The sequence below is a fragment of the Ruegeria lacuscaerulensis genome (assembly GCF_013034745.1).
Classification (GTDB): Bacteria; Pseudomonadota; Alphaproteobacteria; order Rhodobacterales; family Rhodobacteraceae; genus Ruegeria; species Ruegeria lacuscaerulensis_B.
In genome coordinates, this window is record NZ_WQGP01000009.1 from 51,386 (window position 1) to 76,110 (window position 24,725).

The window sequence follows — 24,725 nt, forward strand, 5'->3', positions numbered from 1 at the left end:
GCCAATGCCAAACTGGTTGTACCCCGTCTAGACGGACAGCGCGCTTAGATCAAGAAACCGCGCCTGAAAAGAGGCACGGTTTCGTCGCTTTTGAGATAACTGTTACTTTTCTGGTATCAATCCGCGTGGGCTGAACCTGAGGACGATCAACAGTATCAAACCCATCGTGAACAGGCGCATATGGGCAGCGCTGTCGATCAGATGCGCCTTCAATGCGCTGCCTTCGGGCATGGTTGAAGTAATCAGGTTCATCAGCCAAAGGCCCATCGGCTCGACCTGGACCCACAGGAACCAGATCAGGAACGCGCCCAGAACCGCGCCGAAATTGTTGCCCGAGCCACCGACGATCACCATCACCCAGACGAGGAAGGTAAAGCGCAGCGGATTGTAGGTGCCCGGCGTCAGCTGCCCGTCCAGTGTGGTCATCATCGCGCCCGCAATACCGCAGATCGCGGAGCCCAAAACGAAGATCTGCAAATGGCGGCGGGTGACGTCCTTGCCCATCGCCTCGGCCGCAACTTCATTGTCGCGAATGGCGCGCATCATCCGTCCCCATGGGCTTTTCAATGCCATCTGTGCCATCCAAAGCAGGACCAGCAGCACTATGGTGAACAGCAGCGAATAGCCCAGCTTGACCGAAAGCGTCGAGGCCGTGACGGGATCAAGACCCAGCCATTCGGCGCGGGCGATGAATCCGGGATCTGCTTGCAACTCGACCTCATAGCCGACCACAGGCGCAGGGCGCGGGATGCCGTAGACATTCTTGACGCCGCGGGCCAGCCAGTCTTCGTTTTTCATGATGGCGATGATGATTTCGGCAATACCCAGCGTCGCAATCGCCAGATAATCCGAACGCAGACCCAACGCAGTTTTCCCGATCAGCCAGGCGGCACCTGCAGCCAGCAGACCTCCGGCGGGCCAGGCCAGCAGAACGGGCAGGTTAAGACCTCCGATATTACCCGCGACGGCGGGGTCGATGGCCTCAATCGCGGCGACGTTGGGGTCGAAAATGGCTCGGTAGACAAAGAATCCGACGATCAGAATGCCGATGATCGCCAAGGTTTGCACCCGCCCTTTGGGCATCTTCTGCGCGGTGATCACAGCGGCTACAACCGTCGCGGCGCCCAGAAGCAGCGCGAGGATGACGCCAAAGCCCCCGCCGGTCCACGCGCCCGGCGTCGGCGGCGTCGAGACCAGCACAACCGCCAGCCCGCCCAGCGCGACAAAGCCCATGACGCCGACGTTGAAAAGGCCCGCAAAGCCCCATTGCAGGTTCACCCCGATGGACATGATGGCCGAGATCAGCCCCATGTTCAGGATCAGGATCGCCGCGTTCCAGCTTTGCGTGAACCCGGTCAGCAGGATCAGGCTGCCGACGGCAACGAAAAGCAGCGTGTTCTTGACAGTCTCGGTCATACCGCTTTCCCCTTGAACAGGCCCGTGGGCTTAAACAGCAGCACAATCAGCAGGATCACGAAGCTGACGGCGAATTTGTAATCAGTGGACAGGAATTGGACCAGGCCCGAGGGCTCAAGGCTTTCAGGGGCCAGATAGGTCAGTACCTTTTTCCACGCGTAGGTGATGGTCACCTCGGAAAAGGCGATGATGAAGCCTCCCGCAATAGCCCCCAGCGGATTGCCAAGTCCGCCCACGATGGCCGAGGCAAAGATTGGCAGCAGAAGCTGGAAATAGACGAAGGGTTTGAAGCTTTTGTCGAGGCCATAGAGAACACCCGCCGTGGTCGCCAGCGCGGCAACGATGATCCATGTGATCATCACCACGCGTTCCGGGTTGATGCCGGACAGTAGGGCCAGATCCTCGTTATCAGAGTAGGCCCGCATCGACTTGCCGGTGCGCGTTTTGTTCAGGAACCAGAACAGCAATGCAACGGCGACAACAGCGACGATCACGGTGATGCCCTGAGAGGTCTTGATCGCCAGCCCCTCGCGCAGGCCGGTCATCGCTTTGAAGTCACGCGCCGAGACGATGAACCGCTCTCCGTCCGAAAAGCGCTGATCATCCGGGCCGATGATGAACCGCACGATCCCGTTCATGATGAACATCACGCCCATAGACACGATCACCAGAATGACCGGCTTGGCCTTTTGTTCGCGGTAGAACCTGTAAACCAGCCGGTCCGTGATCAGTACAAGCACGATACAGCCCAGAATTGCAAAGGGCAGGGCCAGCAGAGCGGTTGGCAGCGGCCCGAAACTGACCCCTGCGGCTTGTAGGCCCCACGTGACCAGCACAGCGATCATCGCGCCAAAGGCCATCGTGTCGCCATGGGCAAAGTTCGAGAACCGCAGGATGCCATAGATCAGCGTCACCCCCAAAGCCCCCAGCGCCAACTGGCTGCCATAGGCGATTGCGGGAACAAGAACGAAGTTGGAGAGCGCCACAAGGGCGTTGAGGAAGTCCATTAGTTTATCACCGTGCAGGCGCCATCATGGCTATAGGAAGTGTAACGCGTTGGAAGATCATCCATGCGCCACATGGCACCGCCTTGCAGAGAAGCTTCCATTGTCGATGCAATAACCATCTTCGAGAAAGCTCCAAAGTCTTTTTCACCGTTTCCTGAAGACATTGAATCGAAAACGAGCAGCTCCCCTATTTCGCCAAATTCTGCTTCTTGTTCGTGAGAATTTAGAGCGTCGAACAATTTATACTGATCCTCAGATTTGTAGTGTCTGACGATCATCCAGATATCGTATTTTTTGCAGTCCTGATTGTTTCTGGTACACTCAGGTCCGAACTTACAGGAAAACAGAGAAGATAGGTTTTGAGCCTGATCGGCAAAAGCGACTGTGTTTGCCGTAAACAGAATTGCTATCGGAGCAACCTGGTTGAACTTCAGAAACATCCTCACCCCCCCAAGAAACTCTTACGCACTTCTGGATCGGCCAGTAATTCCTTGCCCGTGCCGGTATAGGCATTCCGCCCTTGAACCAGCACGTATCCCTTGTCCGCGATCTCCAGTGCCTGACGGGCGTTCTGTTCGACCATCAGGATCGGCAGCCCGGTGCGGGAAACCTCGATGATCCGGTCGAATAGCTCATCCATCACGATGGGCGAGACACCGGCTGTCGGTTCGTCCAGCATCAGCACCTTGGGTTGGGTCATCAGCGCGCGGCCCACGGCGACCTGCTGGCGTTGGCCGCCCGACAGCTCTCCGGCGGCTTGGTTGCGTTTGTCGCGCAGGATCGGGAAGAGGTCATAGACCTGCTCCATCGTTCCCGAAATATCGTCTCGGCGGATGAAGGCACCCATCTCAAGGTTTTCTTCCACCGTCATCGAGGTGAAGATGTTCGACGTCTGTGGCACAAAGCCCATGCCCTTAATCACCCGATCTTGCGGCGACAGTTTGGTGATGTCTTCGCCGTCCAGTCGAACAGCTCCGGCGCGGACGTCCAGCATTCCAAAGACCGCCTTCATCGCGGTCGATTTTCCTGCGCCGTTGGGGCCGACGATCACGGCGATTTCGCCTTTATCGACCGCGATGGTGCAGTCATGCAGAATGTCGGGCCCTTTGCCGTAACCGCCGCTCATAGTGTCGCCGATCAGGAAAGGGCCGCCCTCGACCTTATGCGTCTCACCGCTTTTGCGATGGGCGGGGGTCATGGTGCCGACGCCATGTGTGTTGGTGATTGAGGCGTCCTTGTTGCCCTTGTCGTCGTGATAAGGATTGTCGCTCACGCCAGCGGTCATGTTTGGGCCTCCAGCTTGTCCTTGTTTTTCAGGCCGGTGCCCAGATAGGCCTCGATCACGTGCTCATTGGCCTTGATCTCGTCCAGAGTACCTTCGGCCAGCACCTTGCCTTCGGCCATACAGATGACCGGGTCGCAGATTTTGCCGATGAAATCCATGTCATGTTCGATGACCACAAAGGTATAGCCGCGTTCCTTGTTTAGGCGCAGGATTGTGTCGGCGATAGTCATCAGTAGGGTACGGTTCACCCCTGCACCAACTTCGTCCAGAAACACGATCTTGGCGTCGACCATCATGGTGCGACCCAGTTCCAGCAGTTTTTTCTGCCCGCCCGAGACCTGACCGGCCTTGTGATCGGCCAGATGTTCGATGGTCAGGAACTCCAGCACCTCATCGGCCTTGGCCTTCAATGCGCGTTCTTCATCGGCAATGCGTTTGCGCCCGAACCACGTGTTCCAAAGCGATTCACCTGATTGCGCACCCGGCACCATCATCAGATTCTCGCGGCAGGACATCGAAGAAAATTCATGCGCAATCTGGAAGGTGCGCAGCAGGCCCTTGTGAAACAGCTCATGCGGGGGCAGGCCGGTGATATCCTCACCATCCATATGGACCTTCCCGCTGGTCGGCGGCAGAACGCCCGCGATCACATTGAACAGAGTGGTTTTTCCGGCCCCGTTCGGCCCGATCAGACCGGTGATCGAGCCCTTTTGGATTTCCAGCGATGCCCCGTCCACCGCATGAAACCCGCCGAAATGCTTGTGCACGTCTTCGACGACGATCATCTTTTCCCCTAGCCGCCGTTTTCCGGCGTTATTGCCACATCCCTGTACGAATGGTGCGGGCTTTTGTCATTGAAACAGCCCGGACACAAGGCCCGGGCTGCTTGTTTTTATGATTGTTAACCTTGGATCAACGGAAGTTGACGGTCTTGTTCTCGCCGTCGGTCACTTCGATCTCGCGGTACGAACCCGCGCTTTCGCCGGGGCCGATCAGCTCAACGCCGGACGCGCCGACATAGTCGATGTCCTGACCTGCGGCCAGCAGTTCCAGACCCTTGGCCAGCTCACCTGGGTAGATCTTTTCACCCGGTGCGTTGGCGACGTCCATGATCTTGCTGCCGTAATCGGCGGGGCTGGTCGAGCCTGCGGCCTGCATGGCCAGCATGAACAGCGCAGCTGCGTCATAGGCTTCCGGCGAATAAGGCGACGAACCGTCGAAACCGGCGGCTTCAGCCATGGCAAAGTACTTCTCGGCGCCCTCGCCACCCGAACCGGCGATCTGACCGAACGAGCCGTTCAGGTCGGGGCCAACATTGTTGGGAAGCGAGTCACCGATCATGCCGCCGGGCAGACCGAACGTGTCAAACGCACCGCTGTCCAGTGCCGACTGGATGATACCCAGACCACCTTGGTCGAGATAACCCGCGACAACCAGAATGTCGCCACCGGCCGAGGCCAGCGCGCCCACTTCGGCCGAGTAGTCGGCCTTGCCGTCTTCGTGTGCGGCAACGATGGTCACTTCGCCACCTGACGCCTCAAACGAGGACTGGATCGCGTCTGCCAAACCCTTGCCGTAATCGTTGTTGGTGTAGGTCAGTGCAATCGAGCTGATGCCACGGTCATTCAGGATGTCCGCCATCACCTGACCTTCACGCGCATCCGACGGCGCGGTGCGGAAGAACAGGCCGTTGTCTTCCATGGTCGACAGGCCGGGCGAAGTCGCCGATGGCGAAATCATCACCATGCCGTTTGGAATAGCGACGTTCTGCAGGATCGCGCCGGTCACACCCGAGCAGTCGCCGCCAATGATGCCAGCAACGCCATCTGCGATCATACGCTCTCCGTTCGAGGTCGCCAGGCCATTGTCGATACAACCAGTATCGGCGCGGGACGCGCTGACTTTGGTGCCGTCCAGCAGCTTGCCAGATTCGGTGACTTCGGCCATTGCCAGTTCCGCACCTGAACCCATCGCCGGGGCCAGTGATTCAATCGGGCCGGTGAAGCCGAACAGGACGCCCAGCGTGATATCTTCGGCCAGAGCCGGACCAGCCAGCAGAGCGGATGCCGCAGTTGCAGTAAGCAGCTTTTTCATATGGTTACTCCCTATTGTGAACGTATTCGTTCTGGTCACGACCCTAGGCAAGCTGCTCGGAAAAGAAAAGTCCTAACGCAAACGTGTTTTTGCGCAAAGGAAAGCTATTTGGTCTCATAGGGCTGACGCAGTGATTTTGAAGGGAAAAATGATGGTCCGAGCAATTGCGCTTCTTCTTTTGACGCTGCTAAGCGTCCCGCTGCGTGCTGAGGTCTTAAGCACCTCTTCGGGCTCAGTGCAGGTTGAGCTGATGGTTCAGGGGCTGGATACGCCGTGGGCCGTCGGAATTATGCCTGACGGATCGTTTCTGGTGACAGAACGGGATGGAGAGTTGCTGCATGTCTCGGATGGCAAGGCAAAGAAGGTGCGCGGTGTCCCAAAGGTTGCGGCAAACGGACAGGGTGGGTTGCTGGATGTGACAATCGCCCGTGATTTCACGCAAAGCCGGGAGATTTTTCTGACCTTCTCAAAGCCTCAACGGGGTGGGGCCGGTACCGCTCTAGCCGTGGCGCGGCTGTCTGAAAGCGGGGATCGGCTGACCAATCTGCGGGTCCTCTTCGAAGCCGTTCCCGGAGGGTCCGGTGGTCGACATTTCGGTTCGCGTGTGGTCGAGGCCAACGACGGCACTTTATTTGTCACTATTGGGGATCGCGGCGACCGTCCCCAAGCGCAGGAAACGTCCAACCCTATTGGTTCAGTGATCCGCGTGAACCGTGACGGAACAGTTCCTGCGGATAACCCGTTTGTGGGGGCGCCGGATGTTCGGCCCGAAATCTGGTCCTATGGCCATCGCAACCCACAGGGGGCCGGATTGGACGCACAGGGCCGCTTGTGGGCCGCAGAACACGGTGCGCGCGGCGGGGATGAGGTGAACCTGATCCAACCCGGACGGAATTACGGCTGGCCGATCATTTCGTACGGTCGTCACTATTCGGGTAAGAAGATTGGCGAGGGCACTTTCAAAGATGGGCTTGAACAGCCGAAATTTTATTGGGACCCGTCCATCGCACCCTCGGGTCTGTTGGTTTATTCCGGCAAGCTATGGCCGCAATGGGCCGGCGATATATTCGTTGGCTCCCTGAAGTTTGACTATATTGCCCGTCTCGCAGGATCGCCCCTGACCGAGGTCGAAAAGATCGAGGGCTCAGCGACAGAACGAGTCCGCGATATTGTGGAAGCGCCGGACGGGGCGATCTGGTTTATCTCTGTCGGGCAGGGCTCGGTTTACCGGATGACACCGGGTTAAACAGACAGTTTCCCGCCTTGAGCGCCTCGCTCGCGATATGGCGTGGTGTTGTAATGGGCGCGGTAGCATTTCGAGAAATGCGATGGGCTGGCAAAGCCACAGGCCAGCGCCACGTTGATCACGCTCATATCGGTCTGCATCAGCAGGTTTCGCGCCTTGTGCAGCCGCAGCTCCATGTAATACCGCTTGGGTGAGCGGCTCAGGTAGCGCCGGAACAGCCGTTCCAGCTGGCGCGTGGACATGCCGACATCCTTGGCCAGAATCGAGGGCGAGATCGGCTCTTCGATGTTTTTTTCCATCATAAGGATGACCTGGCTGAGCTTTGGATGCCGAACCCCGATCCGGGTGGGGGTCGACAGGCGCTGCGTGTCCTGATCCGTGCGGATCGACGAATAGATCATCTGATCCGCCACCGCATTCGCCAGATCTTCACCATAGTCATCCGCGATGATCTTCAACATCAGGTCGATGGACGAAGTCCCGCCCGCCGTCGTCATCCGGTTGCCGTCGATCTGGAACACGGATTTCGTCAGCTCGACCTCATCGAATTCCTCGATGAAGCTGTCCGAATTCTCCCAGTGGATTGTCGCGCGTTTGCCATCCATCAAACCAGCCTTGGCCAGAGTGAAGGCTGCTGTACACAATCCGCCAATTTTCAATCCCCGCCGCGCCTCGCGTCGTACCCAATTGAGCACCTTCTTGGTGGTGGCGTTCTGAACATCTACGCCGCCGCAAATCAGGATCACGGCATCGCGTTGAAGTTCAACGAGATCGGAATCAAGTTTGAAGTTGGCTCCAGCCGAACATGTAACGGTGTCACCGCCTTCACCGGCAAAGGTCCAGGTGTACAGCTCTTTATCGGCCATACGATTGGCGATGCGCAGGCTGTCCAGTGCCGACGCAAAAGACAGCAAAGAGAACTTGTCCAAAAGGACAAACACGAAATTCTTAGGGTTGGCCGCAGTGTCTTGCACCGTGACAACTTGGCGTTGCTCTTGCATGGCGAGGTGTCCTTGATTCGCCGCCAGGGGACGATAGGTCCGGCGGCACGTATTAAAACCACCATGATCAAAGCTTGTTTACGACGTCAAGGGGGCGCAATTGGGATATGGTCACTCTGTCACGCATTTTGTATAGAGACGACCTGAATACTTCAGCGGAGATCAAAGCTATGACCGAGTGGCAAAAAACGAACTGGCGCAACAAGCCCCGAGTTCAGATGCCAGATTATACCGACGCGGCCGCGCTGGCCAAGGTCGAGGCCCAGCTTGCCCAGTATCCCCCGCTGGTTTTTGCGGGCGAGGCACGGCGGTTGAAACAACACCTGGCTGCGGCTGGACGGGGTGAGGCGTTCCTGCTTCAAGGCGGCGACTGTGCTGAAAGCTTTGAACAATTCAGCGCGGATGCGATCCGTGACACGTTCAAGGTAATGCTGCAGATGGCGATGGTTCTGACCTATGGTGCCAAGGTGCCGGTGGTCAAAGTTGGCCGTATGGCCGGTCAGTTCGCCAAACCGCGCAGTGCCCCGACCGAAGTGGTGGATGGTGTGGAACTGCCCAGCTACCGTGGTGATATCATCAACGAGTTGGCCTTCACTCCCGAGGCCCGCATTCCGAATCCGTCCAAGATGCTGCAAGCCTACACGCAGGCGGCGGCCACGCTGAACCTGCTGCGTGCGTTCTCGACCGGTGGTTTTGCGGATATGACCCGCGTGCATTCCTGGACGTTGGGCTTCACCGACGATCAAGACGTGCAGAAATATTCGGAGATCGCCGACCGCATTCAAGACTCCATCGACTTCATGGATGCCGCCGGGATCAACGCCGATACCACGCATGAGTTCTCGACCGTCGAGTTCTACACCAGCCATGAAGGGCTATTGCTGGAATACGAAGAGGCGCTGACCCGTCTGGATTCGACCTCTGGCAACTGGCTGGCTGGCTCGGGTCACATGATCTGGATCGGCGACCGTACCCGTCAGCCCGACGGCGCGCATGTTGAATTCTGCCGGGGCGTACAGAACCCGATCGGTCTGAAATGCGGTCCGACCACGACTGCCGAAGACCTCAAGGTTCTGATGTCCAAGCTGAACCCCGAAAACGAAGAGGGTCGCCTGACCCTAATTGCGCGGTTTGGTGCAGGCAAAGCGGGTGAGCATCTGCCGCGCTTGGTGAAGGCCGTCAAGGAAGAGGGTGCCAATGTGACCTGGGTCTGCGATCCGATGCATGGCAACACGATCAAGTCGGCCACGGGTTACAAGACTCGCCCATTCGATTCGGTCCTGCGCGAAGTCCGTGATTTCTTTGGCGTCCATCAGGCCGAGGGCACCGTCCCCGGCGGCGTGCATTTCGAGATGACCGGTCTGGACGTCACCGAATGCACTGGCGGCGTGCGCGCAGTGACGGAAGAGGACCTCTCGGACCGCTACCACACCGCTTGCGACCCGCGTTTGAACGCGTCGCAATCGCTGGAACTGGCGTTCCTTGTGGCCGAAGAACTGACGAACCTGCGCCGTAACCGCACTAAACGTGCGGTTGGCTAAGGCGGTGCGCTTCTTTACGCGAACCCAAAGGGGGCCAAGTTGTTTGGGCTGAGCTTCCTTTGGGCACGTTTGCGCCGTCGGCATTCTCGTAAGGCGTCACAGAGTTTCTACTGTCTGACGCCTTACTTGCAAAATCTCGACCCGATCGAGAATCCAAGAACCCGTATGCGCGCCGATGGCCGGTGCGAGCGCGAGGTTGGGCGAGACAAAAAAACCGGCAAGACGATCTGGTTGCCGGTATTAAAATAACAATGGGTTCCGAACTCAGTCGTCGCGCGACACGACCAGTCGCAGATGTGATCCCGGACGTTGGAAATCGGTCTGATCCTCGGCAAAACCAACCACAGACGGCCGTACTGGTTTTTGAGGGGCCTGAACATCTGAGACGGGGCGCAGTTTCCGGCCTGAGACGTCAAAGCGCCGTGGGGTTGCACCGATCACGCCGTCGCTGACCATCACGCCCAACACGCGGCTGACATCACCCAGATCGCTTTTCAAAGGCAGCAGGATCATCCGTGCCTGCATTCGGGTGCGGCCCAGCGCACCGGACGAGATCAACCCAAGCTCGGCAATCGCGGGCTTGGCAAACACCTCTTCCAATACGTCGGTGATCTGGGTCCGCGCGCCAGGTTCGAAAAACGCGGTCAGAGGCGTCCCGCGTACCTCAATACCTGCCAGGTTGTTCAGATGGCTGCCCGCAAGGCGAAACCTCGCCAGACCGGGTGCGATGCGTTCCAGAATGAAGGTGTATTCCAGAATATTCTCAAGTCCGCGCGGATCAATCTGCGACCGCATGGGCACACCGTCGCCCGTCAGCAACGCTGTCCAATATGCCTCAGCCTGCCGGATGGGGGACAGGCTGCGCCCACTGTCAAAACGATCCATTGCGACGATCTTTCCAAAGTTTGACCCGGAACCGTTCCCGAAAAACGTCTTCATTTTCATCACCCTAGTGTCAATCGACCGTCATTTTCATAAAATGCCACATATCGGGGACATCACCGACTGACCACCCCAACAGCAACCAGATTGACACGGGTTAATACAATTTTGGAGGAATTCTTTAATGAATGGTTAACTGCGTACTGGATGCGACAAACTCAGCAAACTCTTGCCCTGCGCTGGTGGTTGGCTTTAGGTGCTGGCGGAATAGGGCCATGGGCTATAACGAAAGGTCGGCTATGATCAGATCCATGACGGGCTTCGCCTCGGGCAAAGGCGCTTTGGGGCCACATAGCTGGACGTGGGAGCTGCGCAGCGTCAACGGCAAGGGGCTGGACATGCGCATTCGCGTTCCAGATTGGCTGACCGGGCTGGAGGCGGCGCTGCGGGCGCAGATGTCCAAGGCGCTGAGCCGGGGGAATGTCACCTTGTCGCTGCGCGTGAACCGGGACGAATCCGCGCCTGAGATCGTGTTGAATGAAACGGCCATGGCCGCAGCCCTGGCGGCGGTGAAGCGCACCCAGCAGATGGCGGAGGAAGCTGGCGTAGCACTTGCAACGCCAAGCGCTGCCGATTTGGTGGCGCTAAAAGGCATGCTGGATGCAGGGGCCGATGTGGATGATCCGACCGCTCTGGTAAAGCAACTCAGCACCGAATTTGCGACCGTTTTGACCGAGTTCATCGCCATGCGCGAGGCTGAGGGGCAGGCGCTGGCCAAGGTTCTAGACAGCCAGCTGGATCAGGTGGCAGCTTTCACCGATCAGGCCGCCGCGCTGGCCGAACAGCGCAAGGACAAGATGGCCGATGCCTTACGCGAAAATCTGGCCCGCGTGCTGGAAAACGCACAAAGCGCGGATCCGGACCGGGTCGCGCAAGAACTGGCGCTGATCGCGGTCAAAGCGGATGTGACCGAGGAAATCGACCGCCTCAGAACCCATGTCACGGCCGCGCGTGACTTGCTGGCACAGGATGTGGCCGTGGGGCGCAAGCTGGATTTTCTGATGCAGGAATTCAATCGCGAGACAAATACCTTATGCTCCAAGGCGCAAAGCGCCGAACTGACCTCGGTAGGGCTTGAGTTGAAAGCCGTAATTGATCAGATGCGAGAGCAAGTGCAGAACGTGGAATAACGACAGGAACACCCTTATGGCGGATCGACGCGGCCTACTTATCATTTTGTCTTCACCTTCCGGGGCAGGCAAATCCACCTTGGCCCGGCGGCTGATGCAGTGGGACAGCGACCTTGAATTCTCGGTCTCGGCCACAACGCGCGCCCCGCGTCCGGGTGAGGAACATGGCCGTGAATACTACTTCCTCAGTGAGGATGCGTTCAAACAGCAGGTCGCCGACGGTCAGATGCTGGAGCACGCGCATGTATTCGGGAATTTCTATGGCTCACCCGCGGGGCCGGTGCGCGAGTCGATCAACAGCGGCAAAGACGTGCTGTTTGATGTGGACTGGCAGGGCGAGGTGCAGATTCGCAACTCGGACCTTGGCAAGCACGCTTTGTCGATTTTCATCCTGCCGCCCTCGATCCCCGAACTGCGTCGTCGGCTGGAAAGCCGTGGTCAGGACGCCGCCGACGTGATCGCCAAGCGGATGCTGAAAAGCTGGGATGAGATCAGCCACTGGGGCTATTACGACTACGTTCTGGTGAATGACGATCTGGATGCGACCGAGGAAAAGCTGAAGACCATCGTCAGCGCCGAACGCATGCGGCGTATCCAGCAACCGGTGCTGCAAAACCACGTTCGCACACTGCAAAACGAATTCGAGGAATTGTCATGACGGTCTACGCCCTCGGCCCGCACACGCCGCAAATCGACGAGGACACCTGGGTCGCGCCCGATGCGAACCTGATTGGGAAGGTGGTGCTGGAGCAGGGAGCCTCGGTCTGGTTTGGCTGCACCATACGCGCCGATCATGAAGAGATCCGGGTGGGCGAAGGCAGCAACGTGCAGGAAAACTGCGTGATGCATATTGATGCGGGCTATCCGCTGACGATCGGCAAGAACTGCACCATTGGGCATAAGGTCATGTTGCATGGCTGCACGATCGGGGAAAATACTCTGATCGGGATGGGGGCAATTGTCCTGAACGGCGCAAAAATAGGAAAGAATTGCCTGATCGGGGCAGGGGCGTTGATCACAGAAGGCAAGGAAATCCCGGACAATTCGCTGGTGATGGGTGCACCGGGCAAGGTGGTGCGCGAATTGGATGCGGCTGCGGCGCAAAAGATCACGTTCAGCGCGCTGCATTATCAGGAAAACATGCGCAAGTTTCGTGAAACTTTGACACCCGTGCCCTAGAACGCCCTCGAATATCACCGAGTACCAACGATGTCAGACGATCTGCTTGCCGAAATTGTGTCGGCCATTCCCCTACCTGCCCTGATGGTCGATCAGACCGAGCGGATCATAGCGGCCAATACAGATGCACGGACGTTGCTTGGGCAAAACATCGTCACCCGTCATTTTGCCACCATCCTGCGTCAGCCGCAGGTGATTGAGGCGATGGAGCAAAGCCTGCGTGACAAGGGGCGGGCGAAGACGCGACACCTTGCAAATGACGGCGCTCAGGACACCACGTTCGAGGTAGAGTGCCGCTATATGAACGGTGTTGGCGCTGTCTCAGGCGGGGCTGTTCTGGCCGTTTTTCAGGATGTGACCCATCTTGAACAGGCCAGTCAGATGCGGCGCGATTTTGTCGCCAATGTCAGTCACGAACTGCGCACGCCGCTGACCGCGTTGATGGGCTTTATAGAAACCCTGCGCGGCCCCGCCCGCGAAGATGCCGCCGCGCGCGAGCGCTTTCTTCAGATCATGACGGATGAGGCCAACCGCATGAACCGGCTGGTAGGGGACTTGCTGTCGCTGAACCGGGTCGAAAGCGAAGAACGGGTGCGGCCACGAGAGGAGCTGGACCTGTCGGGCTTGCTCCAATCCACGATAAATTCACTGCGGCCACTGGCCGAGGATGCGGAAGTTGAACTTCGCCTTACCAATGATCCCCAGGGACCGGTGTCCTTGATCGGTGACAGCGATCAGTTGCGGCAGGTTTTTACCAACTTGATCGAGAACGGAATCAAATACGGCGGTAGCGGCGGCTTGGTTGAAGTACGAATTCAGTCTTTCGAACGGGACACCGCCATGCGCGGCCCGGCTGTGCGGGTTCAGATTTCGGATAAGGGGCCGGGTATCGACCCGACTCACCTGCCGCGTTTGACCGAGCGATTCTACCGGGCGGACAATCACAGGTCTCGGCAATTGGGTGGAACCGGTTTGGGGCTGGCGATCGTAAAACATATCGTCAATCGGCATCGCGGGCGCTTGCGGGTGGAAAGCGAGTTGGGCAAAGGGTCTGTTTTCACAGTGATTTTGCCGCAGCAAAAACCGGAAGAGGCTCAGGTTTGACGCCCGACATACCGGGATTGTCACAAAGTCATAGCTGAATCTGCCGGTTTGTCATGAAACCGTTACAAACCTGTCACAAAAGGCTTACGCACGGCTCTTAGGGGTGCCGGCAAGATCATCATGGGGGTGATCAAAAACAACCATTCTCAAGGAGACTGAGATGTCCTTTGTAAAACTGTCGGCTTCTGCTCTGGCGATTGCTGCCGTTTCGGCCACTACCGCTGCTGCACGTGATCAGGTTCAGGTTGCCGGTTCCTCGACCGTTCTGCCTTACGCTTCGATCGTTGCCGAAGCCTTCGGTGAAAACTTCGACTTCCCGACCCCTGTTGTTGAATCGGGCGGTTCCTCGGCTGGCCTGAAGCGTTTCTGCGAAGGTGTTGGCGAAAACACCATCGACGTTGCCAATGCTTCGCGCGCCATCCGTGAAAAAGAAGTAAAAGCCTGTGCCGAAAACGGCGTGACCGACATCATCGAAGTTCAGATCGGTTATGATGGCATCGTTTTCGCCTCCGACATCAACGGCAACTCGTTCGAGTTCACGCCGGAAGATTGGTACAAAGCCCTGTCCGCACAGATCGTTGTTGACGGTCAGCTGGTCGATAACCCGAACAAAACCTGGGCCGACGTGAACCCTGCTTTCCCGGCGCAGCCGATCGCAGCTTTCATCCCGGGCACCAAGCACGGCACCCGTGAAGTGTTTGAAGACAAGGTGATCCTGGCCGGTTGTGAGCACCTGGGCGACTTTGACGTTTACAAAGCAGCCAACGGCGACGACAAGAAAGCCGCCGAGAAAGCCTGTATCGCCCTGCGTACGGACGGCGTTTCGGTCGACATCGACGGCGACTATACCGAAACTCTGGCGCGTATCGACAGCAACAAAGACGGCATCGGCGTCTTTGGTCTGGCCTTCTACGAGAACAACACCGACAAGCTGCAAGTTGCAACCATGTCCGGCATTGTTCCGACCACCGAGTCGATCGCAACCGGCGAATACCCGGTCTCGCGTCCGCTGTTCTTCTACGTGAAGAAAGCGCATATTGGCGTGATCCCCGGCCTGAAAGAATATGCTGAGTTCTTCGTCGCCGACGAGATCGCAGGCCCCGATGGTCCGTTGGCTGAATACGGCCTGGTTTCGGATCCCGAGCTGGTGAAAGTTCAGGAAGCTGTTGCGAACGAAACCGTTCTGGGCGGCGGCTCCTAATCACCCTTGCTTATGGAACCGGGGCGGTTTATGCGCGCCCCGGTTCTTTTTGACTCTTCTCCAGCCATTCCGACGGAGTTCCCATGGCACTATCCTGGCTGTTGCTCATCCTGCTTGCATTCGCAGTGATCGGATATTTCGCAGGGCGGTCCCGTGCCCTTGCAAGCGCAGGAGGAGACGCGCGGGATCTGCACTCTCTGCCGTCCTATTATGGCTACAATGTTGCGCTGACGGCGCTGGTGCCGGCGCTTGGAATTCTGGTCGTCTGGTTGCTGGCGCAGCCGATGATCGTAAACAGCACAGTCACCGGCATGATCCCCGACCACGCGATCCCTGAAGGCGCTGACCGCGGCCTGATCATGAGCGAGGTTCGGCGCGTTTCGAACGGGTTGGCCGGGGCCGTTGCGACCGGCGCGCTGAGCGAAGCGCAGGCTGGGAATGCCGATGCCGATATTGCCGAGCTGACCCAGACGTTGAAAGACTCAGGTCAGGTCCTGACGCAGGAGATTACCAAACCTATTATGGTCGCGGCCCAGAAATACCGCAGCATGACGTCGACCGGAACGATAGCAATGCAGGTGATCGTTGTGATCGTCGCGCTGTTTGGTGCAGCCTTTGCCTATATCCGAACGCACAAGGAATTCCGCGCCCGCAACGTAGTGGAACAAGGCGTTCTGGCGCTGTTGCTGCTGGCGGCCTCGATTGCGATCCTGACAACGGTGGGCATCGTTTTGTCCATGTTCTTCGAGACGCTGAACTTCTTCCAACTGCACTCGTGGAAAGACTTCTTCTTCGGTAGCACATGGGCCCCGAACTTCCGTGGCGGCTCGGAACTGTCGATCCTGCCGCTTCTGTGGGGCACGCTCTATATCTCGGTGATCGCGTTGTTGGTGGCGGTGCCGATTGGCCTGTTCGCCGCGATTTACCTGTCGGAATATGCCTCAGGCGCGACCCGCTCCATTGCCAAGCCATTGCTAGAGATCCTCGCCGGTATCCCGACCATCGTTTATGGTCTTTTTGCCTTGCTGACGGTTGGTCCTGCGCTGGTGTCGATGTTCGGCGAAGGCGGGGCGCTGGGAGTGGGCTGGATGGCCAGCTCGAACGCGGTGCTAACTGCGGGTTTGGTTATGGGCATCATGCTGATCCCGTTCGTGTCGTCGCTGTCCGATGACATCATCAATGCGGTGCCGCAGTCTATGCGCGATGGCTCTCTGGGGCTGGGCGCGACGCATTCCGAGACTGTCCGTCAGGTGGTGCTGCCGGCCGCGTTGCCGGGGATCGTCGGAGCGATCTTGCTGGCCGCCAGCCGCGCCATCGGTGAGACGATGATCGTGGTGATGGCTGCCGGTGCAATCGCCAAATTCTCGGGCAACCCGTTCGAGGCAATGACCACGATCACCACTCGGATCGTCAGCCAGTTGACCGGCGATACCGACTTTGCCAGCCCTGAAACGTTGGTTGCGTTCGCGCTGGGTCTGACCTTGTTCATCATTACGCTGGGGCTGAACATCTTCGCCCTCTACATCGTACGCAAATACCGGGAGCAGTACGAATGACCGATATTTCCCAAACGCCCGCTGCTGCTCCGGCTGCGAAACCCAAAAAGGGGTCGTTGTTCGAGCAAGACGCACGGACCAAAAAGCGCAATGCAGCCGAATCCCGGTTTAAGATGTATGGGATTGCTGCCATCGGTATCGGCCTGCTGATGCTGATCGTGCTGGTCACAAACATTGTGACCGCAGGCACCGGCGCCTTCCAGCAGACGTTTCTTGAACTGAATGTTGAGCTGAAAGAAGACAAGCTGGACAAGAAGGGCAACCGCAATATCGAGGATATCAAGAAGGTCTCGACCTTTGGTTACGCGCCGCTGATCGCCTCGGCGATTGAGACGGAAGTGCAAGAGCTGGGTATCCAGACCGATCTTTCGCCCAAGGACATGGGTAAAATCCTGTCCAAAGCCGCACAGGCCGAGCTGCGGAACTATGTCATCGCAAACCCCGATGAGATCGGCAAGACCGTCAGCTTCCGCTTTCTGGTCAACAGCCGCGTCGATGGGTACATGAAGGGCCGCGTGACCCGCGAGTCCATCGCTAATGACAAAAGCATCACGGTTGCCCAGCTGGATTTCGTAGATCAACTGCGGGATGCGGGTGTGCTGTATAAGGCGTTCAACCCCGATTTCATCTTCGGCTCGGACGCGTCCGACCAACGGCCTGAGGCTGCGGGGATCGGTGTTTCGATGCTGGGATCGCTGTTCATGATGTTCGTGGTGCTGGCTTTGGCGCTGCCGATTGGGGTGGCCGCCTCGATCTATCTTGAGGAGTTTGCGCCGCAGAACCGGCTGACAGATATCATTGAGGTCAACATTTCGAACCTGGCCGCTGTGCCTTCGATCGTGTTCGGTATTCTGGGTTTGGCCGTGTTCATTAACTACATGCATTTGCCGACCTCGGCTCCGCTGGTGGGTGGTCTGGTTCTGACGCTGATGACGTTGCCGACGATCATCATCTCGACTCGTGCGTCGCTCAAGGCGGTTCCGCCGTCGATCCGAGATGCGGCGCTGGGTGTAGGGGCCTCGAAAATGCAGGCGGTGTTCCACCATGTCTTGCCGCTGGCCGCGCCCGGTATTCTGACCGGCACCATCATCGGTCTGGCGCAGGCGCTGGGGGAAACCGCGCCGCTGCTGCTGATCGGGATGGTGGGCTTTATCGCCTCGAACCCGCCCGACGGGCTGGTGGCGGGCTTCCTGTCGCCGAACTCGGCCATGCCTGCGCAGATCTACGAATGGTCCAAACGCGCTGACCCGGCCTTTTACGAACGCGCATGGGGAGGGATCATCATTCTGTTGATCTTCCTTGTGACAATGAACACCATCGCGGTCATCCTGCGCCGCCGCTTTGAACGCCGCTGGTAAGGGGCTTATTATGAACGATATGACACGAGTGGAGAGAGCCGTGGACTCCAAAGCCATCAAGATCGCCGCGAATAATGTGCAGGTCTACTACGGTGAGACGCACGCTATCAAAGACGTCAACGTCGAGATTGAAGACAAGACCGTGACCGCCTTTATCGGCCCGTCGGGTTGCGGCAAGTCTACCTTCCTGCGCTGCTTGAACCGGATGAATGACACGATCGACATCTGCCGGGTTCAGGGCGATATTCTGCTGGATGGCGAGGACATCTACGACAAACGCGTCGACCCGGTGCAGCTGCGCGCCAAGGTGGGCATGGTGTTCCAGAAGCCGAACCCGTTCCCTAAGTCGATCTATGACAACGTAGCCTACGGCCCTCGCATTCACGGCCTTGCCAAGAACAAGGCGGAACTGGATGAGATCGTTGAGAAATCCCTGCGTCGCGGTGCGATCTGGGATGAGGTTAAGGATCGTCTTGACGCCCCCGGTACCGGCCTGTCGGGCGGTCAGCAGCAGCGCCTGTGCATCGCCCGCGCCGTAGCGACCGAGCCCGAGGTTCTGCTGATGGACGAGCCTTGCTCGGCCCTGGATCCGATTGCAACTGCGCAGGTCGAAGAACTGATTGACGAGTTGCGCTCGCGTTATTCGGTGGTGATTGTGACCCACTCGATGCAGCAGGCCGCGCGAGTCAGCCAGAAAACCGCATTCTTCCATCTGGGCAACCTCGTCGAGTTCGGCGAGACGGGTCAGATCTTCACCAACCCCGAAGATCCCCGCACCGAAAGCTATATCACCGGCCGGATCGGCTGAGGACAGGTATCTGATCATGACCGAACAACATATTGCATCCGCCTTCGACCGCGATCTAGAAGCCATTCAGGCCCACATCATGAAGATGGGCGGGCTGGTCGAAGCCGCCATCATGGGTGCGGCCCGGTCGCTGGAAACGCGCGACGAGGAACTGGCGCAACAGGTCCGCGCAGGCGACAAGGCCATCGACGCGCTTGAGGAACTGATCGACGAGGAAACCGCCCGCCTGATCGCGCTGCGTGCGCCAACAGCCAGCGATCTGCGTCTGGTTCTCTCGGTGCTGAAGGTTTCGGGCAATCTTGAACGCATTGGCGATTATTCCAAGAACATCGCCAAACGGACCACGGTTCTTGTCAATGCAGGCGAGATCAACGGCAGCGCCGCAGCCTTGCGTCGCATGGCGCGTGAAGTCGAGCATATGCTGCGCGACGCGCTGGACGCGTACATCCAGCGTGACGCAGAATTGGCGACCGACGTGATCAACCGCGATGAAGAAGTGGACCAGATGTATAATGGTCTGTTCCGCGAATTTCTGACCTTCATGGCAGAAGATCCGCGCAACATCTCGTTCTGTATGCATCTGCATTTCATCGCCAAGAATATCGAGCGTATGGGTGATCACGTCACCGCAATCGCCGAGCAGGTCGTGTATCTGGTGACCGGCGAACGCCCCGCCGAAGCTCGGCCAAAGGCCGATGTAACCTCGCAATCCGTCTGAGGAGATTTCTGAGATGTCTGCCGATCAACCCACAGTGCTGGTGGTCGAGGATGAACTGGCCCAGCGTGAAGTGCTGGCTTATAATCTTGAAGCGGAAGGGTTCCGCGTATCCAAGGCGGCTAATGGCGACGAAGCCATGTTGCTGGTGGACGAAGACAGCCCGGACATCATTGTCTTGGATTGGATGATGCCCAACCTGAGCGGGATCGAAGTCTGCCGCCGCCTCAAATCACGCCCTGACACACGCTCGATTCCGATCATCATGCTATCGGCCCGCACTGAAGAGGTCGATAAGGTGCGCGGTCTGGAAACCGGTGCTGATGACTATGTAGTCAAACCCTATTCGGTGGTTGAACTAATGGCACGGGTGCGGACGCAACTGCGCCGCGTGCGCCCGGCGACGGTTGGTATCCGATTGGAATTCGACGATATCATTCTGGACTCTGAAACTCACAAGGTCAGCCGCGGCAGCAAGCCTTTGAAACTGGGCCCGACTGAATTTCGGCTGCTGAGCACGTTTATGGAGAAACCGGGCCGTGTCTGGAGCCGTGAGCAATTGCTCGATCGGGTTTGGGGTCGCGATATCTATGTCGACACCCGAACGGTGGACGTCCATATCGGTCGCTTGCGTAAAGCTTTGACGCAACATGGCGGCGACGACCCAGTTCGAACCGTTCGCGGCGCGGGATATGCGTTGGGGTAGGGCGCGCGCTACCCTATGAGTTTTACTCATGAGGAAATGCAAAACTCTTTCTGTCCTTTGGCGCATCACCGGGTTAGGTTGCGCCGAAGCTGACAGAGCGGAGAAGCCCCATGAACGCCCCAGATACCAAACCGACCTTGCGTGCCAAAGATGCGCCGGACCTTGGGCGATTTGCGTGGGAGGACCCATTTCGCCTGTCTGATCAGTTGACTGAAGACGAACGGATGATCGCCGACAGCGCGCGGGCCTATGCGCAGGAGAAACTGCAAACGCGGGTTCTGGAAGCGTTTCAGAACGAGGAAACCGATCCCGAGATTTTCCGCGAGATGGGCGAAATGGGCCTGCTGGGCACCACGATTCCCGAAGAATATGGGGGTATCGGGGCAGGGTATGTCGCCTACGGTCTTGTCGCGCGCGAGGTTGAGCGTGTGGATTCCGGCTATCGCTCGATGATGTCGGTGCAAAGTTCATTGGTGATGTACCCGATCTATGCCTATGGCAGTGAAGAACAGCGCCGCAAATACCTGCCGAAACTGGCCAGTGGTGAATGGATCGGTTGCTTTGGCCTGACAGAGCCCGATGCGGGCTCTGACCCGGCGGGTATGAAAACTCGAGCGGAAAAGATCGACGGCGGCTACCGTTTGACCGGTAGCAAGATGTGGATTTCAAACTCTCCGATCGCTGATGTTTTTGTCGTTTGGGCCAAGTCCGACGCACATGACGGGAAGATCCGGGGCTTTGTGCTTGAAAAAGGCCTGAAGGGCCTGAGCGCGCCGAAGATCCAGAACAAGATGAGCCTGCGCGCCTCGATTACCGGCGAAATCGTGCTGGACGGAGTTGAGGTTGACGAGGGCGCTTTGCTGCCCCACGTACAGGGGTTGAAAGGACCGTTTGGCTGCCTCAATCGCGCCCGGTATGGTATCAGTTGGGGTGCCATGGGGGCCGCGGAATGCTGCTGGCACGCGGCGCGTCAATACGGGCTGGATCGCAAGCAATTCGACAAACCCTTGGCGCAGACACAATTGTTCCAACGCAAACTGGCGGACATGCAGACCGAAATCGCGCTTGGTTTGCAAGCCAGCCTGCGTGTTGGTCGTTTGATGGATGACGCTGCTGCTGCGCCCGAGATGATCTCGATCGTAAAACGCAACAATTGCGGAAAAGCGTTGGACATCGCGCGGATGGCACGGGACATGCATGGGGGCAACGGTATCTCGCTGGAATTCCAGGTGATCCGCCATATGGTCAATCTGGAAACCGTGAACACCTACGAGGGGACGCATGACGTGCATGCGTTGATCCTGGGGCGTGCGCAAACGGGCCTGCAAGCCTTCTATTGAGTTTCGCGTAATTGGTATTATGGTAAAATAATGCCTGCGCGTGATTTGAACTTTGCACAGTTCCTCAAAGCCTTACGATGCTCTCCTGATAACCACTTCAGGAGCGCAAAATGCAATTGAACGGAAAAACCATTGTCATAACTGGCGCCGCTGGTGGTATTGGTAAAGGTCTCGCCGTACGGTTTGCGCAGCTTGGTGCAACGGTCGTCTGCTCGGATGTTGACCTGGACGCAGCGGAACGCGTTGCGCGCACCATCGGTGGTCACGCTCTGCACTGCGATGTGTCCAGCGAAGATCATGTGAAGGCCTTGATCGATACCGTCGAAGATCAGATCGCGCCAATTGATCTGTTTTGCGCGAATGCCGGGATTTTGACGCTCGGCGGTTTTGATACACCCGATGCGGATTGGGATCGAACGTGGAAGATCAATGTCATGTCCCATGTCTGGGCCGCGCGACATCTGGTTCCAAAGATGCTGGCACGCGGCGGCGGTTATTTTTTGATGACCGCATCGGCTGCCGGGCTGTTGAATCAACCTGGTGCTGCGCCGTATGGCGTCACAAAACACGCAGCCGTTGGATTTGCCGAGTGGCTGGCGCTGACATATGGGCGCAAGGGTTTGAAAGTTTCGGTTCTGTGCCCACAGGCGGTGCGTTCAGACATGACCAAGGGATACGAAGTGTCTGTCGCGTCGATCGACGGTATGCTCGAACCGTCCGAGGTCGCGGAAGCCTGTGTTCAAGCCATTGAAGCAGAGCAGTTCCTGATCCTGCCGCATCCGCAGGTTCTGGACTATATGCGCCACAAAGCGACCGATTATGATCGGTGGCTGGGCGGAATGCAGAAGCTAAATCAAATTTTTATCGAGGATAATTGATCAAACTACCGCGCTCGTCGCATTAACCCTTCCTGTGCGACAGATGCCACCAATGTGCCGTCCTGAGTATAGATTGAGCCACGATTGAAACTGCGGCCGCGGCCGCCCCAAGGCGAATCCATTGAATACAGATGCCACTTGTCGAAATGCACTGGCGCGTGGAACCACAGGGCGTGATCGAGGCTGGCTCCGTTGACCTCACCGGTGAACCAGCTCAGTCCGTGGGGCCTTAGTCCCGAACTGAGCAGGTACATATCCGAGGCATAGGTCAGCAGCAATTGCTGGGTGATCTGGACCCTGCCCCGCGCGGCGTTCATCCGGAACCAAATGGCGTTTCGATCGTCGGACTTGTCAGGCGTGAATAGGTCCAGATGGTGGACTTCGCGCACATCAATCGGACGGTCGCGCATCAGTTCGGATCGCAGACGTTCGGGGACGCGATCCAGATATTGTCGTCTGACCTCGGACCGCGCGGGCAATCCCTCGGGGCCGGAGATGTCGGGCATTGGATGCTGGTGGTCCCAGCCGTCATCTGCAATATGGAAGGACGCCGACATGTTGAGGATTTGTTTCCCGTGTTGGATCGCAATGACTCGGCGGGTGGTGAAAGAACCTCCATCTCGAGCCCTATCCACTTGATAAATAACGGGAATTGACGGATCGCCCGGGCGAATGAAATAGGCGTGCAAAGAATGGCACAGACGGTCTTCCACGGTACGGTATGCAGCAGACAGGGCTTGGGCGACGACTTGTCCGCCAAATATCCGCGTGGGCGTTTCACCGCCGGACCCTGTGCCACGAAACAGATCAACCTCAAGCCGTTCCAGAGATAGCAAATCCAGCAGAATGCGCTCGGCTTCGGTCATGTGGGGCTCTCCGATTGATCTGCGCCATGACGTAACAGGCTGCTGAAGGTCATTCAATCATTGCCCCGAGGACAAGCGCCTTGAGTTCCGACCGCGACGGATAGGAACTGGAGGGTGAGAGTTGGGTAAAGAAGACGGCTGTCACGTCATTGCTGCGGTCGACCCAGAAAAAGGTCGAGGCCATGCCGCCCCAACTGAAATCTCCCAAAGAGCCCGGTGTGGCTGTTCGGCCCGGATCAATCACCACCGAACCGCCAAGGCCAAAGCCGGTACCTTCCATCGGTTGTTCCGCAAAACTACTTGGACCCATCGAGGCAATGTCGCCCGCTAAGTGATTGCGCATCATGAATTCTACCGTTCTGCTGCTGAGCAGGCGGTGTCCATTCCCCTGCCCCTTATTTCGCAATATCTGGACGAATTTAGCATAGTCGTCGATTGTGCCGACCAAACCGCCGCCCCCAGAGCACATGGTGGTGTCGAGAAAGGCAGAATCTTCGTAGCTATCTGTCAAACGAAGGCTGTCACCACCGGTCTCAGCCGAATTCAGATCCATCGCATTGCCAGCTAAGGGCGTGTAGAGTGATGCAAAACGGTCCCCGGCATCTTTGGGAACAGTAAATCCGGTCTCAGACATACCCAGCGGGTCAAAAATCTCTTCCTGAAAGAACTGATCCAGCGTTTTGCCAGACACGATTTCCACGACCCGGCCGATCACGTCGATGCCCACCGAATATTCCCAACGACTGCCGGGATGGAATGCCAGCGGCAGGTCAGCGAGCGCAGTCACCCGGTTCGCCAAAAGACCCTCACGCGGGCCAAAGACGATGGATTGATTTTCCATCGCACTCGGCAGCAGCCCGGGGTTAAACGGATAGCTCAAACCACTTGTATGGGTCAGCAATTGATGCAAGGTCGGGGTTGTCGAGGGTTCGGTTTGGTCCATCCGGCTTGCGCCCGGCACAAGGGCATGCATATTCGAAAACTCTGGAAGAAAGTCAGATACCTGCGCGTCGAGGTGAAAGTTTCCGCGTTCGGCAAGCATCATCAATGCCACAGACGTCACTGGCTTGGTCATTGAATAAATTCGGGCAATCGTGTCGCGCTGGAAAGGCAAGCTCTGCTCCACATTCCGAAGCCCGCAGGCGTGGAAGAATGCCTCTTGACCCTGATGGTGGATCAGGACGGAACTTCCTGCATACTTCCGCTCATCCACATAGCGTTGCATCCACATCGGAATGCGCCCGAGGCGGGAAGGGTCGAGCGTGGTCTGACTGCACATGTGGACGTCCTGACATTGCCTATCAATTCCCCGGATTTTGCCGGGCGTGGTCACCTAACGCAATGGGGATGCA

The 24,725-nt window shown here is 57.8% G+C and carries 24 protein-coding genes; 14 read left to right on the forward strand and 10 right to left on the reverse strand.

Annotated elements, in window-relative coordinates; all coding sequences use genetic code 11:
* Positions 1 to 102: 102 nt before the first annotated feature.
* The 6 genes from GOV79_RS17580 to GOV79_RS17605 all read right to left on the reverse strand — a co-directional run bounded on the left by GOV79_RS17580 (position 103) and on the right by GOV79_RS17605 (position 5,802).
* The gene (locus GOV79_RS17580; protein WP_170786798.1) at positions 103 to 1,416 is read right to left on the reverse strand and encodes a branched-chain amino acid ABC transporter permease; all 1,314 of its coding nucleotides are present in this window, start codon (positions 1,414 to 1,416) and stop codon (positions 103 to 105) included.
* Positions 1,413 to 2,423, reverse strand: a complete 1,011-nt coding sequence (locus tag GOV79_RS17585) for a branched-chain amino acid ABC transporter permease (RefSeq protein WP_170790892.1) — start codon at positions 2,421 to 2,423, stop codon at positions 1,413 to 1,415. The genes GOV79_RS17580 and GOV79_RS17585 overlap by 4 nt, the downstream gene beginning before the upstream one ends.
* Positions 2,423 to 2,863 carry a hypothetical protein gene (locus tag GOV79_RS17590; protein ID WP_170790894.1) on the reverse strand — a complete coding sequence of 147 codons (441 nt, stop codon included), beginning with the start codon at positions 2,861 to 2,863 and terminating at the stop codon, positions 2,423 to 2,425. The genes GOV79_RS17585 and GOV79_RS17590 overlap by 1 nt, the downstream gene beginning before the upstream one ends.
* A 2-nt stretch (positions 2,864 to 2,865) precedes the next feature.
* A complete protein-coding gene (locus tag GOV79_RS17595) occupies positions 2,866 to 3,696 on the reverse strand; it encodes an ABC transporter ATP-binding protein (protein WP_170791093.1) in 831 nt (276 codons plus the stop codon).
* An 8-nt stretch (positions 3,697 to 3,704) separates the two neighbouring features.
* On the reverse strand, positions 3,705 to 4,493 hold the full coding sequence (locus GOV79_RS17600) for an ABC transporter ATP-binding protein (protein ID WP_170769769.1): 789 nt from the start codon (positions 4,491 to 4,493) through the stop codon (positions 3,705 to 3,707).
* Positions 4,494 to 4,620: 127 nt separating this feature from the next.
* Positions 4,621 to 5,802 carry an ABC transporter substrate-binding protein gene (locus GOV79_RS17605; protein WP_170769768.1) on the reverse strand — a complete coding sequence of 394 codons (1,182 nt, stop codon included), beginning with the start codon at positions 5,800 to 5,802 and terminating at the stop codon, positions 4,621 to 4,623.
* A gap of 151 nt (positions 5,803 to 5,953) precedes the next feature.
* On the opposite strand from GOV79_RS17605, the gene GOV79_RS17610 reads away from it, so the two are divergent.
* Positions 5,954 to 7,048, forward strand: coding sequence for a PQQ-dependent sugar dehydrogenase (locus GOV79_RS17610; protein ID WP_170791095.1), 1,095 nt, complete (start codon positions 5,954 to 5,956; stop codon positions 7,046 to 7,048).
* Here the strand turns inward: GOV79_RS17610 and GOV79_RS17615 are convergent.
* Positions 7,045 to 8,049, reverse strand: a complete 1,005-nt coding sequence (locus GOV79_RS17615) for a GlxA family transcriptional regulator (protein WP_170786786.1) — start codon at positions 8,047 to 8,049, stop codon at positions 7,045 to 7,047. The genes GOV79_RS17610 and GOV79_RS17615 overlap by 4 nt on opposite strands.
* A gap of 170 nt (positions 8,050 to 8,219) precedes the next feature.
* Here GOV79_RS17615 and GOV79_RS17620 point away from each other — a divergent pair, with 170 nt between their 5' ends.
* Positions 8,220 to 9,590: a class II 3-deoxy-7-phosphoheptulonate synthase gene (locus GOV79_RS17620; RefSeq protein WP_170769765.1), complete on the forward strand. Its 1,371-nt coding sequence runs from the start codon at positions 8,220 to 8,222 to the stop codon at positions 9,588 to 9,590.
* A 264-nt stretch (positions 9,591 to 9,854) separates the two neighbouring features.
* On the opposite strand, the gene GOV79_RS17625 is transcribed toward GOV79_RS17620, so the two are convergent.
* Entirely contained in the window at positions 9,855 to 10,529 is a 675-nt protein-coding gene (locus GOV79_RS17625; protein WP_170790896.1) for a PAS domain-containing protein, read from the reverse strand.
* A gap of 242 nt (positions 10,530 to 10,771) precedes the next feature.
* Between GOV79_RS17625 and GOV79_RS17630 the strand changes: the two genes are divergently transcribed.
* The 12 genes from GOV79_RS17630 to GOV79_RS17685 all read left to right on the forward strand — a co-directional run bounded on the left by GOV79_RS17630 (position 10,772) and on the right by GOV79_RS17685 (position 22,507).
* The gene (locus GOV79_RS17630) at positions 10,772 to 11,662 is read left to right on the forward strand and encodes a YicC/YloC family endoribonuclease (protein ID WP_170790898.1); all 891 of its coding nucleotides are present in this window, start codon (positions 10,772 to 10,774) and stop codon (positions 11,660 to 11,662) included.
* Positions 11,663 to 11,678: 16 nt separating this feature from the next.
* A complete protein-coding gene (gene gmk / locus GOV79_RS17635; RefSeq protein WP_170769762.1) occupies positions 11,679 to 12,320 on the forward strand; it encodes a guanylate kinase in 642 nt (213 codons plus the stop codon).
* Positions 12,317 to 12,841 (forward strand): gamma carbonic anhydrase family protein, encoded by a 525-nt coding sequence (locus GOV79_RS17640; protein WP_170790900.1) that lies wholly within the window; start codon positions 12,317 to 12,319, stop codon positions 12,839 to 12,841. Before gmk ends, GOV79_RS17640 begins: the two co-directional genes overlap by 4 nt.
* Positions 12,842 to 12,871: 30 nt before the next feature.
* On the forward strand, positions 12,872 to 13,945 hold the full coding sequence (locus tag GOV79_RS17645; protein ID WP_170790902.1) for a sensor histidine kinase: 1,074 nt from the start codon (positions 12,872 to 12,874) through the stop codon (positions 13,943 to 13,945).
* Positions 13,946 to 14,105: 160 nt separating this feature from the next.
* The gene (locus tag GOV79_RS17650) at positions 14,106 to 15,146 is read left to right on the forward strand and encodes a substrate-binding domain-containing protein (RefSeq protein ID WP_170769759.1); all 1,041 of its coding nucleotides are present in this window, start codon (positions 14,106 to 14,108) and stop codon (positions 15,144 to 15,146) included.
* Between the two features lie 83 nt (positions 15,147 to 15,229).
* A complete protein-coding gene (gene pstC / locus GOV79_RS17655) occupies positions 15,230 to 16,702 on the forward strand; it encodes a phosphate ABC transporter permease subunit PstC (protein WP_170790904.1) in 1,473 nt (490 codons plus the stop codon).
* Positions 16,699 to 18,060, forward strand: coding sequence for a phosphate ABC transporter permease PstA (pstA, locus tag GOV79_RS17660; protein ID WP_170790907.1), 1,362 nt, complete (start codon positions 16,699 to 16,701; stop codon positions 18,058 to 18,060). The genes pstC and pstA overlap by 4 nt, the downstream gene beginning before the upstream one ends.
* Before the next feature lie 10 nt (positions 18,061 to 18,070).
* Positions 18,071 to 18,868, forward strand: coding sequence for a phosphate ABC transporter ATP-binding protein PstB (gene pstB, locus GOV79_RS17665; protein ID WP_170769756.1), 798 nt, complete (start codon positions 18,071 to 18,073; stop codon positions 18,866 to 18,868).
* A gap of 16 nt (positions 18,869 to 18,884) precedes the next feature.
* Positions 18,885 to 19,586, forward strand: coding sequence for a phosphate signaling complex protein PhoU (phoU, locus tag GOV79_RS17670; RefSeq protein WP_170790909.1), 702 nt, complete (start codon positions 18,885 to 18,887; stop codon positions 19,584 to 19,586).
* A 13-nt stretch (positions 19,587 to 19,599) separates the two neighbouring features.
* A complete protein-coding gene (gene phoB, locus GOV79_RS17675; RefSeq protein WP_170769754.1) occupies positions 19,600 to 20,289 on the forward strand; it encodes a phosphate regulon transcriptional regulator PhoB in 690 nt (229 codons plus the stop codon).
* A 110-nt stretch (positions 20,290 to 20,399) separates the two neighbouring features.
* Positions 20,400 to 21,629, forward strand: coding sequence for an acyl-CoA dehydrogenase (locus tag GOV79_RS17680; protein WP_170790911.1), 1,230 nt, complete (start codon positions 20,400 to 20,402; stop codon positions 21,627 to 21,629).
* Between the two features lie 110 nt (positions 21,630 to 21,739).
* Positions 21,740 to 22,507 (forward strand): SDR family oxidoreductase, encoded by a 768-nt coding sequence (locus tag GOV79_RS17685; protein WP_170790913.1) that lies wholly within the window; start codon positions 21,740 to 21,742, stop codon positions 22,505 to 22,507.
* Between the two features lie 5 nt (positions 22,508 to 22,512).
* Here the strand turns inward: GOV79_RS17685 and GOV79_RS17690 are convergent, their stop codons facing one another.
* A complete protein-coding gene (locus GOV79_RS17690; protein ID WP_170790915.1) occupies positions 22,513 to 23,373 on the reverse strand; it encodes an acyl-CoA thioesterase in 861 nt (286 codons plus the stop codon).
* A gap of 49 nt (positions 23,374 to 23,422) precedes the next feature.
* Entirely contained in the window at positions 23,423 to 24,652 is a 1,230-nt protein-coding gene (locus GOV79_RS17695; RefSeq protein WP_170790917.1) for a serine hydrolase domain-containing protein, read from the reverse strand.
* Positions 24,653 to 24,725 lie beyond the last annotated feature (73 nt).